This window comes from Cyclobacteriaceae bacterium, from assembly GCA_025808415.1.
In the GTDB taxonomy this organism is placed as follows: Bacteria; Bacteroidota; Bacteroidia; order Cytophagales; family Cyclobacteriaceae; genus UBA2336.
Window position 1 is genome coordinate 3,149,891 of record CP075525.1, and the last position, 16,387, is coordinate 3,166,277.

The 16,387-nt window shown below is 39.2% G+C and carries 19 protein-coding genes; 15 read left to right on the forward strand and 4 right to left on the reverse strand.

Annotated features, from left to right (window positions below; genetic code table 11):
- Nucleotides 1–3 precede the first annotated feature (3 nt).
- From KIT51_13980 to KIT51_14030, 11 genes are all read left to right on the forward strand, one after another.
- On the forward strand, nt 4–2,466 hold the full coding sequence (locus KIT51_13980) for a hypothetical protein (GenBank protein UYN85968.1): 2,463 nt from the start codon (nt 4–6) through the stop codon (nt 2,464–2,466).
- Between the two features lie 243 nt (nt 2,467–2,709).
- A complete protein-coding gene (locus KIT51_13985) occupies nt 2,710–3,051 on the forward strand; it encodes a type II toxin-antitoxin system RelE/ParE family toxin (protein UYN85969.1) in 342 nt (113 codons plus the stop codon).
- A 4-nt stretch (nt 3,052–3,055) separates the two neighbouring features.
- On the forward strand, nt 3,056–3,382 hold the full coding sequence (locus KIT51_13990) for a helix-turn-helix transcriptional regulator (GenBank protein ID UYN85970.1): 327 nt from the start codon (nt 3,056–3,058) through the stop codon (nt 3,380–3,382).
- A 249-nt stretch (nt 3,383–3,631) separates the two neighbouring features.
- Nucleotides 3,632–4,414, forward strand: a complete 783-nt coding sequence (locus KIT51_13995) for an isocitrate lyase/phosphoenolpyruvate mutase family protein (protein ID UYN85971.1) — start codon at nt 3,632–3,634, stop codon at nt 4,412–4,414.
- Nucleotides 4,405–5,448, forward strand: coding sequence for a bifunctional transcriptional activator/DNA repair protein Ada (locus KIT51_14000; protein ID UYN85972.1), 1,044 nt, complete (start codon nt 4,405–4,407; stop codon nt 5,446–5,448). Before KIT51_13995 ends, KIT51_14000 begins: the two co-directional genes overlap by 10 nt.
- Nucleotides 5,449–5,529: 81 nt before the next feature.
- A complete protein-coding gene (locus KIT51_14005) occupies nt 5,530–6,258 on the forward strand; it encodes a carbon-nitrogen hydrolase family protein (GenBank protein ID UYN85973.1) in 729 nt (242 codons plus the stop codon).
- 164 nt (nt 6,259–6,422) lie between these two features.
- Nucleotides 6,423–7,166, forward strand: coding sequence for a helix-turn-helix transcriptional regulator (locus tag KIT51_14010; GenBank protein UYN85974.1), 744 nt, complete (start codon nt 6,423–6,425; stop codon nt 7,164–7,166).
- A gap of 40 nt (nt 7,167–7,206) precedes the next feature.
- The gene (locus KIT51_14015) at nt 7,207–7,599 is read left to right on the forward strand and encodes a VOC family protein (protein UYN85975.1); all 393 of its coding nucleotides are present in this window, start codon (nt 7,207–7,209) and stop codon (nt 7,597–7,599) included.
- 242 nt (nt 7,600–7,841) lie between these two features.
- Nucleotides 7,842–8,261 (forward strand): hypothetical protein, encoded by a 420-nt coding sequence (locus KIT51_14020; GenBank protein ID UYN85976.1) that lies wholly within the window; start codon nt 7,842–7,844, stop codon nt 8,259–8,261.
- A gap of 157 nt (nt 8,262–8,418) precedes the next feature.
- A complete protein-coding gene (locus KIT51_14025) occupies nt 8,419–8,703 on the forward strand; it encodes an N-acetyltransferase (protein UYN85977.1) in 285 nt (94 codons plus the stop codon).
- 6 nt (nt 8,704–8,709) lie between these two features.
- A complete protein-coding gene (locus KIT51_14030) occupies nt 8,710–9,099 on the forward strand; it encodes an META domain-containing protein (GenBank protein UYN85978.1) in 390 nt (129 codons plus the stop codon).
- Here the strand turns inward: KIT51_14030 and KIT51_14035 are convergent, their stop codons facing one another.
- The gene (locus tag KIT51_14035) at nt 9,100–10,071 is read right to left on the reverse strand and encodes a tetratricopeptide repeat protein (GenBank protein UYN85979.1); all 972 of its coding nucleotides are present in this window, start codon (nt 10,069–10,071) and stop codon (nt 9,100–9,102) included. It lies immediately after the preceding gene.
- A 5-nt stretch (nt 10,072–10,076) separates the two neighbouring features.
- Nucleotides 10,077–10,853 (reverse strand): hypothetical protein, encoded by a 777-nt coding sequence (locus KIT51_14040; protein UYN85980.1) that lies wholly within the window; start codon nt 10,851–10,853, stop codon nt 10,077–10,079.
- 104 nt (nt 10,854–10,957) lie between these two features.
- Here KIT51_14040 and KIT51_14045 point away from each other — a divergent pair, with 104 nt between their 5' ends.
- The 3 genes from KIT51_14045 to KIT51_14055 all read left to right on the forward strand — a co-directional run bounded on the left by KIT51_14045 (nt 10,958) and on the right by KIT51_14055 (nt 13,349).
- Entirely contained in the window at nt 10,958–11,575 is a 618-nt protein-coding gene (locus KIT51_14045; protein UYN85981.1) for a phosphatase PAP2 family protein, read from the forward strand.
- A 158-nt stretch (nt 11,576–11,733) separates the two neighbouring features.
- Nucleotides 11,734–12,549 (forward strand): phytanoyl-CoA dioxygenase family protein, encoded by an 816-nt coding sequence (locus KIT51_14050; GenBank protein UYN85982.1) that lies wholly within the window; start codon nt 11,734–11,736, stop codon nt 12,547–12,549.
- 5 nt (nt 12,550–12,554) lie between these two features.
- Complete coding sequence (locus KIT51_14055; protein UYN85983.1) at nt 12,555–13,349, forward strand: SDR family oxidoreductase; 795 nt, start codon at nt 12,555–12,557, stop codon at nt 13,347–13,349.
- Nucleotide 13,350: 1 nt separating this feature from the next.
- Here KIT51_14055 and KIT51_14060 read toward each other — a convergent pair whose 3' ends face one another.
- Both KIT51_14060 and KIT51_14065 read right to left on the reverse strand, forming a co-directional pair.
- Nucleotides 13,351–14,571: an OmpA family protein gene (locus KIT51_14060; protein UYN85984.1), complete on the reverse strand. Its 1,221-nt coding sequence runs from the start codon at nt 14,569–14,571 to the stop codon at nt 13,351–13,353.
- Nucleotides 14,572–14,662: 91 nt separating this feature from the next.
- Entirely contained in the window at nt 14,663–15,631 is a 969-nt protein-coding gene (locus KIT51_14065) for a glycosyltransferase (protein UYN85985.1), read from the reverse strand.
- 90 nt (nt 15,632–15,721) lie between these two features.
- Here KIT51_14065 and KIT51_14070 point away from each other — a divergent pair, with 90 nt between their 5' ends.
- Nucleotides 15,722–16,222, forward strand: coding sequence for a nuclear transport factor 2 family protein (locus tag KIT51_14070; protein UYN85986.1), 501 nt, complete (start codon nt 15,722–15,724; stop codon nt 16,220–16,222).
- The last annotated feature ends 165 nt before the right edge of the window (nt 16,223–16,387 follow it).

Below are 16,387 nucleotides of genomic sequence, written 5' to 3' on the forward strand. Positions count from 1 at the left end.
AAAATGACTTTTGAAGATTTTAAAAATAGGTTAGACAAATCAACACAAGAAGATGAAGTAAGGGGCATTTATGCAACTTATTTCAAGATTAAGTATAACACGGCTGACAGACACGATTTATATACACCACAAGTATTATTTGAGTTTAAGGCAGACAAAAACTTTCAAAACCTTAAAGCACTTGCGACAATTCTTGCTCAATCACTTTATTACATCAGACGACTGAAATACGTTGAAGTAGAGAAAGCAATTCCGTTTTTCATTTGCCTTGCCGACAAAAACGAAGCGACAATAACCGAAACAAGAAAGTGGTCAACTTATTACACAAATGACGGTTACGATTGGGAAAGACCAGCAAGCAAACCCGACCCTAAACTTATTGATCATTTAGTGAAAGAACCCGAAACGGGAAAAATTCACGTTTACAAAATCACCAAGAAACAAGAGCAGGAAGCATTTAAGAAAAATCTTGACAACGCTTTAAATCCACAAATGATAATGGATTTTGGCGACAAGAAAATAATAAACGAAGAAAACTTTGAAGCCGTTTTTGAGCATTGGAAAAATGTAATTGGACCTTACATTGTAAACGGCTACAAACCATCTTTTTATTTCCTTGCCAATATTCAGCGTGACAAAGTAATCATTGACAAAGATAATAGCCGAGTAGTTTTCACATTTGAAGACAAGAACTCAAAAACGCAAAAAGTCCTAATGAAGGACTACGATTATTTTTGGAGTGTTTACGATTATGTAGAAAATGCCGAAACTATAAACGGTATTCACGCAAAACTTGACCGACTAACAGACGAAAGCCAAAGAAGATTTGAAGGAGAGTTTTTTACTCCGCTTCATTTTGGACAAAAAGCAGTTCACTATTGGAACGAAGTGCTTGGAAAAAATTGGTATAAAACTGGCAAGTTTAGAATTTGGGATATGGCTGCTGGAACCGGCAACCTTGAATATCATTTACCTGCCGAAGCATACAAATACTTATATATGTCAACACTTCACGGAAGTGAAGCTGACCATTTAAGTAAAGTATTTCCTAATGCAACTTGTTTTCAATATGATTATTTGAATGATGATGTTGAATATGTTTTCAATAAAGGAAATCTACCTTTTACACCAAATTGGAAACTCCCTAAAAAATTAAGGGATGAGTTAGCCGACCCAAACATTACTTGGATAGTCTACATCAATCCGCCTTTTGCAACAGCACAAGACGCTAAATCAGATGGTAGTTCAAAAAAAGGAGTTAGCAAAACCAAAGTAGAACTTGCAATGGATAGTGTGGATGTAGGTCACGCAAAACGTGAACTCTTTGCTCAGTTTATGTTTCGCATTGTTCACGAGCTACCTAAAAATTCTTTTTTAGGTATGTTTTCTACTCTAAAATACTTGAACGCACCTGATAGCGTTGCATACAGAGACAAACATTTTAACTTCAAATACGAAAAAGGATTTTTGTTTCACTCAAAATGCTTTCACGGAGTAACAGGCAATTTCCCAATTTCCTTCTTAATATGGAATTTATCAAAGAAATCAGAAGCTAAATCTGTAGAAATTGACATTGCAAATAGTTTAGGTGCGACAATCGGAATTAAACATCTAAGGCTGATTGATAAAAATGATGTATTGAATAATTGGTTTAAAAGACCTCAAAATTCAAACGATTACATTTTACCTGCAATGAGCAACGGTATAACTGTTAAAGACGGAAATACTGACACTCGCCACAGAGCAAGACCAGATTTTTTGGCTTCTATTTGCAGTAAAGGAAACGACTTCCAAAATGCTAAGTATGTTACTATTTTATCGTCTCCAAGTGTAAGTGCAGGAGCATTTTCAGTAATTAAAGAAAACTTTGAAAAAGCATTGACACTGCACGCAGTTAGAAAAATTCCAAAACCGACTTGGCTAAATGACAGAAATCAATTTTTAATTCCTCAAACCGAACCGACAAAAGTATTCATCAATGATTGTGTGGTTTGGAGTTTATTCTCTAATTCAAATCAAACATCTGCATTGAAAAATGTTTCGTATTTGGGTAACACATATCAAATCAAAAACAACTTTTACCCTTTCCGACTTGAAGAAATCAAACAATGGGAAATTAAAGACCCTGATTTTAGACAACAAATAACAAAGGACGAAAACAGATTTGTTGCAGATTGGCTTTATAAAAATGACATATCGGACGAAGCAAAAGAAGTAATTGAAAAAGCAAAAACTGTTTACAAACTTTTTTATTCAAACCTTAACCAAATGGCGACCAACAAATGGAAAATTGACACTTGGGATGCAGGTTGGTATCAAATCAGACGTTGCTTGACAGAACACAACTTGGCGACAGACGAACTAAAAGAATTGAGCAAGGCAAACGAACAACTTGCGAACAAGATTTTACCACAAATTGAAGAGTTCGGCTTCTTGGACAAAGACGAAGTATATGACGAAATATAAAGAAATACTGCTGGTAACAGCCGTTTTGCAAAAGCGGGGGTTTCGTGCTTCTATGACAGTGAAGTGCTAAATTCAAGTTATGTGCATCTAATGAAGTTTAGTGCTGAAAATCCCCGCCTTCGCAAAGCGGCAAAACGTTGTGCGTCAGCTTAGAAAACCAACCCCGACAATAAATACGAAAAATATTGTTTCCATTTTTAGAAACTTTTATTATCTTTGTGACGTTAAACAAGACAGTATTGAATGAGATTTTTTGAGACGAAATTTTTAGAAGAAGCAGACGAATTCATTTCGCAACTCGACCCAAAGACAATTAAGAAAATCTTTTACAATATTGACCTTGCTGAACAAACTAATGACCCAAAACTTTTTAAGAAACTTCAAAATGACATTTGGGAGTTTCGGACAAAGTTCGCAGGACTTCAAATAAGACTTCTTGCATTTTGGGACAAAACAGATAACAAAGAAACTTTGGTAATAGCTACCCACGGTTTCATAAAGAAAGTTGACAAAGTTCCGACAAACGAAATTGACCGGGCATTAAGACTTAGAGACAAATATTTTAGTAACAAACAAAAAAAGTAATCATATGGCAACCAAAGAATTAAAGACATACTCACTTGCCGAGATGAAAGACAAGTATATCGGCAAAGTTGGGACAAAAGAGCGTGACGATTACGAATATGAACTTCGTATGGACATTTTAGGAAAGATGATTAAGGCAGCAAGACAAGAAAGAAACTTGACACAAGAAGAACTTGGACAACTTGTAGGAGTTCAAAAAGCTCAAATTTCAAAACTTGAAAGTAGTGCAAATAGTGCGACAATTGACACTATATTGAAAGTGTTTAAGGCGTTGAAAGCAGAAATAAACTTTAACGTAAAACTAGAAGATAACTTTGTCAAACTCGCCTGACAGAAAAGAAAGCCGAACGCACAACACACGTTTGGCGCAATGGGGGGTGAAGTGCGAAATTGAAGTTTTGTGCTTCTATCAAGCATTGTGCTGTGTTGACAGTTTAGTTTTTCAAAATCCCCCACTGCGCCAAGCGCCAAACCGTTGTGTGCCATTTTACGGTAGATACCCTACAAAATAAATACTTGTCAATTTTTCGGTTGTATACCAAAACAAGCCAAAAGTATCTTTGCAAAAACAATTATAAAAATGACAAAGTATCTAAAATTTAAAGAATTACATCAGCAGACAAAGCCACTGATTATTGGAAATGTTTGGAATGTACAGAGTGCAAAGGTTTATGAAAAATTAAACTTTCAAGCAATCGGAACGTCAAGTGCTGCAATTGCCCATTCCTTAGGTTACGAAGATGGTGAACAAATGCCTTTTTCGGATTTATTATTTATTGTTGGAAAAATTATTAAAAGCATTACACTTCCATTGTCTGTGGACATTGAATTTGGTTATGGAAATACTGCGACAGAAATTGCCACTAACATCATAGCATTAGACAAATTAGGAATTGTAGGAATAAATATTGAAGATAGTTTTATTGAAAATGGGGAACGAAAACTTAAAGATAGCCTTCAATTCTCTCTCCTTTTACGAGAAGTAAATAGCATCTTAAAGCAAAAGGGAATTTCACTTTTTATCAATGTAAGATGCGATGCTTTTCTTTTGAATATTCCAAATACGTTGCAAGTTGCAACGGAAAGAGTTAAGAATTATGAACAATCAGGTGCAGACGGAATATTTTTACCTTTTATCACAAAAGAAAGTGATATTTCGGCAATGGTAACAGAAACTGACTTACCGCTAAATGTAATGTGTATGCCGGAATTACCCAATTTTGAAAGACTTGAAGCGCTTGGCGTAAAAAGAATTAGTATGGGTAATTTTCTAAATGGGTATGCATATTCATCTTTAGAAAATAGGACTTCAAAAATTTTGGGTGAACAATCTTTTAAATCGTTGTTTGAATCATGGAACTGACAGCAGAAATAATGTACAAAGCCATTGTCGAAAAAGACACTTCATTTGAAGGAGTATTTTTTACGGCAGTTAAGACCACAGGCATTTTTTGCAGGCCTTCTTGTACTGCACGAAAACCAAAATTTGAAAACATTGAATTTCTAAGAACATCCGAAGAGTGCATTCTTAAAGGTTATAGGGCTTGTAAAATTTGTAATCCATTAGAAACGATAAACCACACACCAATTGAATTTCAGAGAATAATTAATGAACTGTCAGAAAATCCAACATTAAAATTTAAAGATTACGACCTTAAACGAAAAGGAATTGAACCTAGCCAAATCAGACGATGGTTTTTAAAAAACCACGGTATTACCTTTCAAGCCTATCAAAGAATGTTTAGAATAAATTCGGCATTTAAAAAAATACAAAATGGCGGAAGTATTACACATACTGCTTTTGACATAGGTTTTGAATCGTTAAGCGGTTTTGGCGACAGTTTTAAAAACATTTTTGGCGTTTCACCAAAGAACGGAAAACAGCAAAATATTATTGACCTTAAAAGAATTGAGACGCCTTTAGGGACAATGCTTGCTTGTGCTACAAGTCAAGGAATTTGTCTATTAGAATTTTCCGACAGAAAAATGTTGGAAACAGAATTGAAATCAATTGCCAAGCTTTTAAATGCTACAATTATTCAAGGGAATAACAAACATTTTGACTCATTAGAAATCGAATTACAAGAATATTTTAACGGCAAAAGAAAAGAATTTTCTGTTCCATTACATACACCAGGCTCCGACTTTCAGAATAAAGTATGGACTGCATTGCAGCGCATTCATTATGGACAAACAAAATCGTATAAAGAGCAAGCGATAGCAATTGGCAGCCCCGAAAGTGTGAGAGCAGTTGCCCATGCCAATGGAATGAATCGGATTTCTATTCTAATTCCATGTCACCGGGTAATTGGTTCAGAAGGACAATTGACAGGTTACGGTGGTGGACTTTGGCGTAAAAAATATTTGTTAGAACTTGAAAAGAATAACTATAGGTAGAAGTAACTCCAAGCAAGTTGGTAGGCTTCCAAACATAAGTGGCGGTTTTAAATCGACACCAAAGCAACATAAAAAACAAAAATGAAAATTAGCATTGCACAGATAAAACCAATAAAGGGAAATATTTTAGCCAATATTGAATCACATAAGAAATTCATTAACAATGCTTTGATATATAATGTAGAAGCGATATTCTTTCCCGAACTTTCATTGACTGGTTACGAACCAGAACTTGCAAATGAACTAGCTACTCATCAAAATGACAATCGTTTAGACATATTTCAAGAGATAAGCGACAAAGACAGAATCATAATAGGACTTGGTCTACCAACAAAGACAAAATCAAAAATCCGAATAAGTATGATAATTTTTGAACCAAACAAACCAAGACAAACTTATTCAAAGCAACAACTACATTCGGATGAACTTCCATATTTTGAAAACGGAGTTGGACAAATTATAATTACGAAAGACAAGATTAAAATCGCCCCAGCGATTTGTTATGAAAGTTTACAACCCAAACATTCCAAAAACGCTTTCAAGCTTGGTACTGACATTTATTTAGCAAGTGTTGCAAAATCTAATAATGGTATTGAAACTGCATTTATGTATTACCCGACAATAGCTAAGCGATACTCAATGCCCGTGTTAATGTCCAACTGCGTAGGTTTTTGCGACAATTTTTTAAGTGTTGGGAAAAGTTCTGTTTGGTCAAAAAGTGGAGCCTTGGTTGGGCAACTAAATGACAAATCAGAAGGGATTTTAATTTTCGACACGGAGACTGAAGAAGTAATTGAGAAAATAATGTAAAAACGGCACACAACACGGGTTTTGCGTCAGGCGGGGTGACGTGCAAATTTGGAGCCTTGTGCTTCTATTCAAGTTCAGTGCAGGTTGACAGTTTCGTGCTCCGAAACCCGCCCGAACGCAAAGCCCGAAAACGTTAGTGGCAAGTGTAACAGACCATACAACCAATGAATTACGAAGAAATAAAAACAAACGGTTATCTTTCAAGTTTTGTTAAGTGCTTTTGGACTTTTGAAACCTCGACACAAGCTGTTGAACATACAATTTTGCCAGACGGTTATTTTGATTTATTAGTTGAAATTAAAAACGAGAAAGTTTTCAAAATTAAACTTACAGGTATTTGGACAATTCCGGTAGACATTAAAACAGAGAAATACACCAAAATATTTGCAATACGTTTTAAACCTCTTGCAACAATTTGTTTTGAATTTGTAAATTTTAAAACTCTATTAAACTCTTCAATGGTTCTAACCAATAATTTTCTTGAATTAGACACACTACCATTGGGCAACTTCGCAAGTTTCTGCCAACAAATGACTAATAATTTAGAAAAGAAAATTTTATTAACGAAACCGGTTTGTAAAAGGAGAATTTTGTTATTTGAACAAATATTCCAAAAGACAACCTATAATGTTAAAGAGCTTGCAACTAAATCATACTTGACAAGCAGACAAATAAATCGTTTTTTCAATTCAGACTATGGGTTATCATTAAAGACATATATCGACATAATTAGATGCAATGAAACTTTCAAAAGTATTGTAAAAAATGATCTCAATCCTCAATCAGAATATTTTGATCAAGCACACTTCATTAAAGAAGTTAAAAAATTTACGGGGGTTACACCAAAAAAACTTAGCCAAAACAAGAATGACCGATTTTTACAATTACTAACCCTCAAAGCAATTTAACTTTGCGAATTCAAAAAATAACAATCCAATAAAAGAAAAAATGGTAAAGTTAGGATACACAATTTTATACGTTTCAGACGTAACAAAGTCACTTGAGTTTTATGAAAAAGCATTCGGATTTGATATAAAATTTATTACACCAGAAAATGACTATGGCGAACTTCTTACAGGAGAAACAACAATTTCGTTCGTTTCTAAAGAATTAGCAAATTCAAATTTAAAAAACGGGTTTATTGAAAGTTCGCAATTGGATAAACCTTTTGGAATAGAATTAGCTTTAGTTACTGACAATGTTCAATCAATCATTGACAAGGCGATAAAACTTGGTGCATTAGTTACTGAACATCCAATCCAAAAACCTTGGGGACAAACTGTTGGTTACATTCGTGACATTGACGGATTTCTACTTGAAATTTGTACACCCATGAAATAACGAAACGAAGAACACCAGCCACTAACATCATATTGGCAATAGTGGGGCTGATTGTTGTTAACTCAATCCCGATAAAAATCGGGATAATACTATTGGGCATTTGTGCAAATATTGGACTGAAGTTTTCCAAATGCCCCTCTATCGCTAATACGTAAACCGTTGGCTGTAATGCTAAAGGATGACACTATTAACTTGACAAAACAATTTTTACAACTTATTTGGCAGACAAAAGCAAAAAATATATGGCAACAGAATTAGAAAACTTAAAAGTAAACATCAAAATCAAACTTTCAGCTTTATGGGCTTCTGTGACATTTTTTTATATCTATGGCGACTATTTTGAACTTTATGTACCAAACAAAGTGCAAGGGATAATTAATGGTAGCAGTATGCTTGACAATCCAGTAAAATTATTTGCAGCTTCAGTATTATTGGCAGTTCCATCCTTAATGGTTTGCTTGTCTGTTATATTGAAAGCAAAAATGAATAGAATGCTGAACTTAATTGTAGGATTTTTTTTTACAGCACTTATGCTTTTGATTGCAGTTACATCTCTTTCTGAATGGAGAGTTTTCTATGTTTTTTATGCTATTATAGAAAGCATACTTACCTCAATAATCGTATGGTATGCTTGGAAATGGACAAAAATAAGAAAAGAATAAAAACACCAGCCACTAACATCGTATTGGCAATAGTGGGGCTGACAGTTGTAAACTCAACATTTGTGCTTCTATCGGGCTTTTGTACAAATTTTGGGCTGACGTTTTACAAATGCCCCACCATCGCCAATACGTAAACCGTTAAAACTTTGACCCAATAATGAACATCTTACAACAGCAGAACGGCAACAAGGGCTCGTTCTATATCGAAGAAAACAATCAGCGCTTAGCCCAAATGACCTACTCCATGGCCGGTGAAAAACTGATGATTATTGACCATACCGAGGTATCGGATGTGTTGCGCGGCAAAGGTGCAGGCAAACAACTGGTAGAGGCAACCGTGCAACATGCCCGTAACAATACCTTAAAAATTTTACCCTTGTGCCCGTTTGCCAAATCGGTGTTCGATAAAACAATAGCCTATCATGATGTGTTAGATAAATAAAAATCTATGAATAAACTTTTGGTCAGCCTGCTGGCGGTTACGCTATTTATCGGTTGTAAACCTGACGAACCTTCCATTACGGAAGTGGATTGGAAATTAACCTTGCTTAACGGAAAAGATTATGCTTCGCTGCAGCAACCCATAACCATTACCTTTTCACCCGACAACAAAGTAGCCGGACATGCCGGATGCAACCGGTACTTTGGTTCGTATAAAAAAAGCCAGGCTGAACTTTCTTTTAGCCAGATGGGTGCCACCAAAATGTTTTGTGACGGCAAAATGGAAATTGAAGATTCGTTCCTGAAGGCCCTGGCTGAAGTAGACCGTTTTGTTGTTTCTGAAAATAAACTACGTTTACAAAAAGGCGAACGTATTCTTATGGAGTTCGCCAAGTAGTTACCAATCCGTGCCCTTCTTTAATTGGGCAGCCCGAGTCCGGTACCAGTTTGCCTCCTGCGGGGGCAGCAGCTCGCCCAGGCGCTCGTATACATCAGCATTAGCACTATCGAGGCCTAAGGTTTCGCGGTATAGTTCAATAGCTCTTTGTTGATTGCCGCGGTTATCGTACAAGTACGCCATCATGTGCGTAAGCTGCGAACTGCGGTAATTGTTTACATAAGCTCCTTCATAAAAACGAAGTGCCGAATCCGGTTGGTTAAGGTTGTAATGACAATCGCCCACCAACAACATAGCCTGGTAATAGGAAGGATCATAGTATAAGATGTTGGTCGTCATGCGGATGGCCTCACGGTAACGCTTTTGTTCAAAATAAACCAGGCCCTTATTGTATTGTGCATCACTGTGCCGGGCATCCAGGGCAAGGGCTTTATCATATTGCGAAAGGGCATCGCTAAAACGCTCAGTGATAAAATAAACGTTGCCGTGCTCTACATAAATATCCGGGTTCTCGGGGTCGTCAAGGGCTGCCAAACTATAGTAATAGGCAGCTGAATCGTATTGATTACTATAATAAAAATCGCGTGCGCGTTGAATGTTGGGTACCTGGTCATAATCATTATCCCCGAAAATAACACCCAGTACTATAATCAATACTACAAATGAAATGGAAGAGCCCAGTATAAGGATAACAACAGTTTTCCTGAATGCCGGATCGGCCGGGTTGGCTTGCTGCAACTTTTTAATCCAGTTGCCCAATCCTTCACTGGAAGTTACCGGTCCTCGCTGTGCCGGAACTTTCTGATCCCATCTTTTAATAATAAATTGAGCAATAGAAAATGCTGCCCCGCCAAGGCAGAGGTACATGATCAATGCATCAACCGACCAGAACAATGCCCACGCCAAAGCAAAAATGCCCGCGATAATCAGCCATCGGTTTGCAGAAGCAGGCTCATTATTTTGCGAGGCCATAACAGTTATTTCATTACGGCCACCATATCCTGTTCATCAATTCGGATGTCATCTTCACCAACTTCATCAAACGGATGCTCGAGATGGTCCTGGATATTATCAAGGCTTACCAGGATGAAACTGTAAAGAACGGGCATTACATATTCCAGGCCGGGCGAGAAATCGTGCGCGGTAGCCGCAAAGTACGGTCCATAAATAACCGGGAAAATATAAATAAATACTTTGCTGTATGCCCGCAAGGTAATGGGCGTTCGGTAGGCGTGGATAATTTTCAGGTTATCGAATGCGATAATCATTTTACTTACATATTGGCTGATGCGTGAAATCTCACCGCTTTGCACCCCGTAACTCCGAAGCTCCATGGTTAAAGCCGAAAGCCGCGAAAAACGCTCGAAAATTTCGTGTTCATTGCTTTCCCACTCATGCCGATGATGTTTGGTGAACATATCGCGCATAAGCCGGGTAATATCATTCACCAACACGCGCGAACGTTCCGGTAAATCATTTTGCTTGTCGATGGTCCAGTCGCGCATGGCGTAGTAAATAGCAATAGCATGGCCTTTAAAATCAGACAGCCTTTGCAAAGCTGTTTCCCTTCGCGTGTAGGCTGAACTGATAGAGAATACCACCGGAAAAACAATGGCAACCCCCACCAGCATGTCGGGGAATTTGGCCGTAAGATCAAGATGATAACAAATATAGGTTGAGATCAGGGCCAGGATGGTTATAATTAAGGTCTTGTAATTAATAATCAGGAAAAAACTTCGAAGCACTCTTTTCATGTTGCATTTATCGGTAGTGTATACGATTACAATTTCACAAAAAGGGTAGTATTAACAAATTGTTACCTGTCATTTTATCCAGTACATTCAGGCATAGTAAGGCTATGGACACATTTTTAACCTGGGCATCCGCCTGGCACCATAATGTTTTTCGAAAACACCTCATACTTACCCTTGGGCTACTGGTGGCCTGTGCATTGGCAGCCCCACATATTTTCAGGTTTGTAGAAGCACGGGAAGGCTATGTTTTACCCGACCCAGTACTGGTTGCTCTTCCAGCAAAACAAGTTTCGGTTTACATTTTTGTTATCCTCTACATTTTTATCGGGATGGCGATAATCATACTGGTACAATCGCCAAAGGCATTTTTAACCGCCTTACAGGCATACCTGCTAATAACCTTATTCCGGTTTGTTACGCTTTTGCTGGTGCCGTTGGAGGCTCCCCCCGGCTTACTCCCTCTTCAGGATCCACTGGTCGATAAACTTTTCTACCAACAACCCGTAACCAAGGACCTGTTCTTTTCGGGACACACCGGTATATTGGCCCTTTTCTTCTTTTTATTGGGGCATAACCGGCAATGGAACTGGTTGTTTGGCCTGGCAAGCTTGGCGGTCGGTATACTTTTGTTGGTTCAGCATGCCCACTACACGTTGGATGTTTTGGCAGCACCGGCTTTTGCCTGGCTAGCTGTAAAAGTTTCCCCTAAACTTAAGGTTTAGCTTAAATCCACTGCCTGAAATACCCAAAAGGTCCGGGGCAATAGCCGGCTGGCGATCTGCTATTGCACCGCAACGTTTTAAATGCGATTTTTAGTAACATTCAAATAACATCTGCATAATTTTTGCGTAAAGAAGAAGGCATAACGACTCTTTAAAGTATGACACCTCAATACCCTCGGTTTGAATTTTCAAACCCATTAACCCAGGAGCACCTCGACTTCTTTGAAAAACATGGCTTCATACATTTCAACGGCTTTATCCAACAACATGCTGTTGAACTTTTCAGGAATGAAATGAAAGCCATTGAGCAGAAATGGATAGCCGAGAACATTGAAAAGATAAATGGTGTGCCCATCAAGTTCGGCCGCGATATTGATGGAAGAAAAATCGTTCAGCGCTTCGCGTTTAGCTCACAACATAGTACAGTATTACATGAATTTTTGAAAGACCCTCGGTTTGAAGCGCTTTTTGTGTTACTTGGACCCGGTGCCCAAAACGTTCGTATAGGCGAAAACGAAAAGGATGGACTTGTGATAAACCATTATATCAACACGGATACCAGCCAGTTCACCAAAATGGGCTGGCATACCGACTGCCTGCGCGATGTTTTTTATGGCAAAAAAATTATGCCCATGCTTAACGTTGGCATACATTTAACAGATGCCGTAGAAAACAACGGTGGACTAAAGCTTATACCGGGCTCGCACAAACAAAACCTGATGAGCCTGTTGTTTAAAAAACCTTACTTTATAAATCACCAGCCTGATAAAAACGAAATTGGCCTGATGACAAAAGCCGGAGACCTGACCATTCACGATGGCCGGTTATGGCACCGTGTGGCACAATCCTCAATTGTTGGTGAACAAAGCAGGCGACAGGTTATGTATGTTCCTATTATTTGCGGGGACTATATGATCAAAAATGAAAACAGCCCCACCCCCATTTACCAGCGGTTCTATCATTTGTTTAAATAAAATATATGCAAAAGGCCATTGTAACAGGTGCCAGCAAAGGGCTGGGAAAAGCCATTGCTTATGAACTGGCCAAAAAAGGTTACGACTTGCTTTTGGTAGCACGATCGGAAGCACTGCTTGAACAAGTAGCAAAAGAAATCAGCCATAAATTCCCTGCAAAAACATTCACGCTGCCAACTGACCTGAGCAAACCTGAAGCGGCAGCAATAATTGAAAAGTGGTGCGAGCAGCAAAACTTTCAACCCAATGTATTAGTAAACAATGCCGGCTATGCCTGTTGGGGGATGTTTGATGAACTTAGTTTAGAAGAACAACAAGCCATGATGCAGGTAAACCTGGGTACACTTGTATCGCTAACCTATAGGCTTATCCCTTACTTAAAGAAACAACCCCAGGCTTTTATCTTAAATGTGGCCAGCACAACGGCCTTTCAACCCTTCCCTACCATGACTCTTTATGGTGCCGGTAAATCTTTTGTGCGTATGTTTTCAAAGGGGCTACGGCATGAACTGCGTCATACCACTATTTCTGTAACCTGCCTTACCCCCGGGCCGGTAGATACTGAATTTATAAACCGGGCGGGCATGGAAGCGATGAAGCCAACAGCCGAAAAATTTGAAATGACACCTGAGCGCGTAGCCCAAAAAGGACTGAAGGCGATGTTCAACAAAAAAGCTGAAGTAATACCCGGATTCACCAATCTTTTGCTCAGCAAACTAACCAACCTGGTTCCTGAACACCTTCAGGTTAAAATTGTTGCCGGTATTTATGAGAAGGCCTTGCAGAAGGGTAAGCGTTGACCTACTCCTGTAAAATTTCAACCTCTACACGAACATTCTTTTTCGCGTTTGCACTATGCTTATCATAAATGGGGCGTTTGCCACCCCAGGCCTTGATCTCTATTCGATCAGCGGAAATACCGTTAGCTACCAGGTATTCCTTTATGGTTTCGGCACGTTGGGCAGACAATTCTTTTGATGAGCCGGTTTGCTGTACAGCCCCTTCCATCGAAAAGAAATTTTTATCCGGGCCGAGGCCTAAAATTTTACCATGGTAGTTTCCGTTGGTATGGCCATGCAGGCGGATTTTATAATTCCGGTTCTCCTGCATCATTTGAAGCAGGCTGGTTAACTCATACTTCGACTCTGGCCGCATAATGGCCGCATCGTTAAAGAAGTAAACATTATACAAAGTAGTTTTATCTCCTTTGTGATAACGTACCATATCAAACTTGATGGCTAATGTGGTGCCCATCAACTCAACGTAGGGCTTTACCGTATCGGCCAACGGTAGCGGGTAATTGATTTCGTGTTGAAGTTTCCGATAGCCGAATACTTCACCAATTAAAGTAAGCTGGCCTGATTTGCTTTTCGGATCCGGTAGGATCAAATACTCATTCCCTTTAACAGTTGTCATTAACCGATTACGCTCCGTATCGATAACCTGTACTTCGCCATCGACCACTCTATTGTTGGTAGCATTGAATAGACTGATAAATACTTCGGTGTTGCCGAGCGTCATGGGGTTATGTTGCACAATGGGCGGGTTCTCTGTGATTTCCTCCTCAACAGCAACTTCTTTTGGAGCAGCTTCTTTGCTGATGGTTGGGATGGTCTTTTCTTCCGGTTTAACGACCGGTTGGGTCGGTTTTTCATCAGGCTTCAACGCATTGATTAACGTGGTCGATGCCATATCGATTTCACCCGATACCACGCGTACCCATGCATCGGTAAACTCACCCTTCTCCCGCACTTTTTGCATCTCCACCAACGCGGGTTTCAACTCCGTAAAATAACTGAGATAAACAAAGTAGAGGTTCTTTTGGGTGTTAAACCCATAGCGTGCAGTATGGCCTTTACTGGCCAAATTGTTAGTGAACTTTTGGGCTAAATCTTCACGGGCTTTGGCATAAGCAGCAACAGTAACATAGTAACCCGGCTTTAGCTCAGTTGTTTGGCCATTGGCCTCGGGTGTACTGCAAAAAATTCCTGCTAATAACAGTACAAGTAAAAAATACTTCATGTGGCGAGGGTTGGTTTCACCGACCCAATATCCACTAAAAAAATAAAAAGACCAACTAAGTAGGCCATTTTCAGCATGTTAGCCGAGGGCGTTAACCGTTCCTGTTATACCGCTCCCTCAAAAAACCAATCCCATAGCCTAACAATTGAACCCACGCTGCCGGAACACTTAATAAAGCAACCACCAGGCTTTGGTTAGATTGGTATGAATCAATGAGGATAGCAACTGAAAACATCCCGTAAAGGACTGCGCCAAAAAAAAACCATACCGAACTGATGATGGATAATACCAACAAAGCAGCCAAACCTAAAGTAAATAATGCTGGTAACCAATGCGTAAGTTTCACTTCACCCGGATGAGCCCTTCCTACCATCACCCTGCCCTTACCAAAATTTGAAACCTGTTGATAAAACTGCTGTAATGTCGTTCTCCGTTTGTGGTAAACAAACGCCTCGGGTATTAACACCGATTTAAACCCGGATTTTTTCATCCGTATGCTCAACTCAATATCCTCGGCATAACGGCTAAAAGCAAAACCTCCGGTTTCTTTATACACCTGTTTCGAAATGCCCATGTTAAAACTGCGTGGTTGAAACCAACCTAAATGCTTTTTGCCTCCGCGGATTCCACCGGTTGTTAAAACAGATGACATGGTATAAGCCATGGCCTGCTGAAGTGGCGTAAAACTTTCATGACTTCGATCAGGGCCACCCCAGGCATCGGGCTTGTTGCCGGTTACAACTTTATCAACTTCTTCAAAATAGGTTGGAGGAATAATACAATCGGAATCGAACACAACAAAGTATTCCCCTTTGGCGTGTGCAAAACCCAGGTTACGGCTAGGGCCCGGGCCCGAATTGGGTTTGAAGATATATTCGATATGCAGCTTTTCCCTGAACTCATCCACCACACCATCCGAACGATTTGTTGAACCATCCTCCACAATAATCACTTCAAAGTTCTTCAGCGTTTGTTGTGTGAGGCTTTCCAGCAATTCGTGCAATTCATCCGGTCGGTTATACACCGGAACCACAACAGAATATTTTGGAATGAAACTCATGATCAGCCGTAAAAGTAAGTAAAGATTCGGTGATCAAAATGCCTGTTTCTGCCGTGGTTATTTTTCGTACATTCGGAAAAATCAAACCTGATGAAATACCTGTTTATACTTTCTCTTGTTTTGCCTGTCTGTGCACAGGCACAAAAGGACTACAGCAACGATGTAAAATCAATAGATGCAATTATTACTGCCCTTTACGAAGTCATCTCCGGTGACCCTTGCACGGCAAGGGATTGGGATCGCTTCAGGAATTTGTTTACAGCCGATGCACGGCTTATTCCTACCGGAAAAAATGCAGAAGGAAAAATCACGTATCGTACCATGTCGCCTGAAGATTATGTAACCATGTTCACTACGCGCATCACTACCGGATTTTTCGAGTGGGAATTGCATCGTGTTACGGAAGAATACGGAACGATAGCTCATGTATTCAGCACCTATGAGACCAAAGAAAAGAAAAACGGCCCGGTAACCAATCGCGGCATCAATAGCATTCAAATCTTAAAACAAAACGATCGCTATGCGATTATGAATATATTCTGGTGCCCCGAAAGTGCAGGGTTTGCGTTGCCAGAGAAGTATTTGAAGTAACTAAAATTTAACTCCGTCATTGCGAGCGGATGCGAAGGATGTGTACAGGCGAAGCCTGTCTGCCGGACAGGCAGACAATCCCTAACTTAAGATTATGGGAACAAAATATAAAGTTTGGGATTGCTTCGTCATCGGGATTCCTCGCAATGACGCCAACTAAATAAT

Excerpts from the sequence above, each read along its gene's own strand:
- KIT51_14070 (UYN85986.1), top strand. The coding sequence starts at position 15,722 with ATGAAATACCTGTTTATACTTTCTCTTGTTTTGCCTGTCTGTGCACAG.
- KIT51_13990 (UYN85970.1), top strand. The coding sequence starts at position 3,056 with ATGGCAACCAAAGAATTAAAGACATACTCACTTGCCGAGATGAAAGAC.
- KIT51_14055 (UYN85983.1), top strand. The coding sequence starts at position 12,555 with ATGCAAAAGGCCATTGTAACAGGTGCCAGCAAAGGGCTGGGAAAAGCC.
- KIT51_13980 (UYN85968.1), top strand. The coding sequence starts at position 4 with ATGACTTTTGAAGATTTTAAAAATAGGTTAGACAAATCAACACAAGAA.
- KIT51_14010 (UYN85974.1), top strand. The coding sequence starts at position 6,423 with ATGAATTACGAAGAAATAAAAACAAACGGTTATCTTTCAAGTTTTGTT.
- KIT51_14060 (UYN85984.1), bottom strand. The coding sequence starts at position 14,571 with ATGAAGTATTTTTTACTTGTACTGTTATTAGCAGGAATTTTTTGCAGT.
- KIT51_14030 (UYN85978.1), top strand. The coding sequence starts at position 8,710 with ATGAATAAACTTTTGGTCAGCCTGCTGGCGGTTACGCTATTTATCGGT.
- KIT51_14040 (UYN85980.1), bottom strand. The coding sequence starts at position 10,853 with ATGAAAAGAGTGCTTCGAAGTTTTTTCCTGATTATTAATTACAAGACC.
- KIT51_14020 (UYN85976.1), top strand. The coding sequence starts at position 7,842 with ATGGCAACAGAATTAGAAAACTTAAAAGTAAACATCAAAATCAAACTT.
- KIT51_13995 (UYN85971.1), top strand. The coding sequence starts at position 3,632 with ATGACAAAGTATCTAAAATTTAAAGAATTACATCAGCAGACAAAGCCA.
- KIT51_14050 (UYN85982.1), top strand. The coding sequence starts at position 11,734 with ATGACACCTCAATACCCTCGGTTTGAATTTTCAAACCCATTAACCCAG.
- KIT51_13985 (UYN85969.1), top strand. The coding sequence starts at position 2,710 with ATGAGATTTTTTGAGACGAAATTTTTAGAAGAAGCAGACGAATTCATT.
- KIT51_14065 (UYN85985.1), bottom strand. The coding sequence starts at position 15,631 with ATGAGTTTCATTCCAAAATATTCTGTTGTGGTTCCGGTGTATAACCGA.
- KIT51_14015 (UYN85975.1), top strand. The coding sequence starts at position 7,207 with ATGGTAAAGTTAGGATACACAATTTTATACGTTTCAGACGTAACAAAG.
- KIT51_14035 (UYN85979.1), bottom strand. The coding sequence starts at position 10,071 with ATGGCCTCGCAAAATAATGAGCCTGCTTCTGCAAACCGATGGCTGATT.
- KIT51_14045 (UYN85981.1), top strand. The coding sequence starts at position 10,958 with ATGGACACATTTTTAACCTGGGCATCCGCCTGGCACCATAATGTTTTT.
- KIT51_14005 (UYN85973.1), top strand. The coding sequence starts at position 5,530 with ATGAAAATTAGCATTGCACAGATAAAACCAATAAAGGGAAATATTTTA.
- KIT51_14025 (UYN85977.1), top strand. The coding sequence starts at position 8,419 with ATGAACATCTTACAACAGCAGAACGGCAACAAGGGCTCGTTCTATATC.
- KIT51_14000 (UYN85972.1), top strand. The coding sequence starts at position 4,405 with ATGGAACTGACAGCAGAAATAATGTACAAAGCCATTGTCGAAAAAGAC.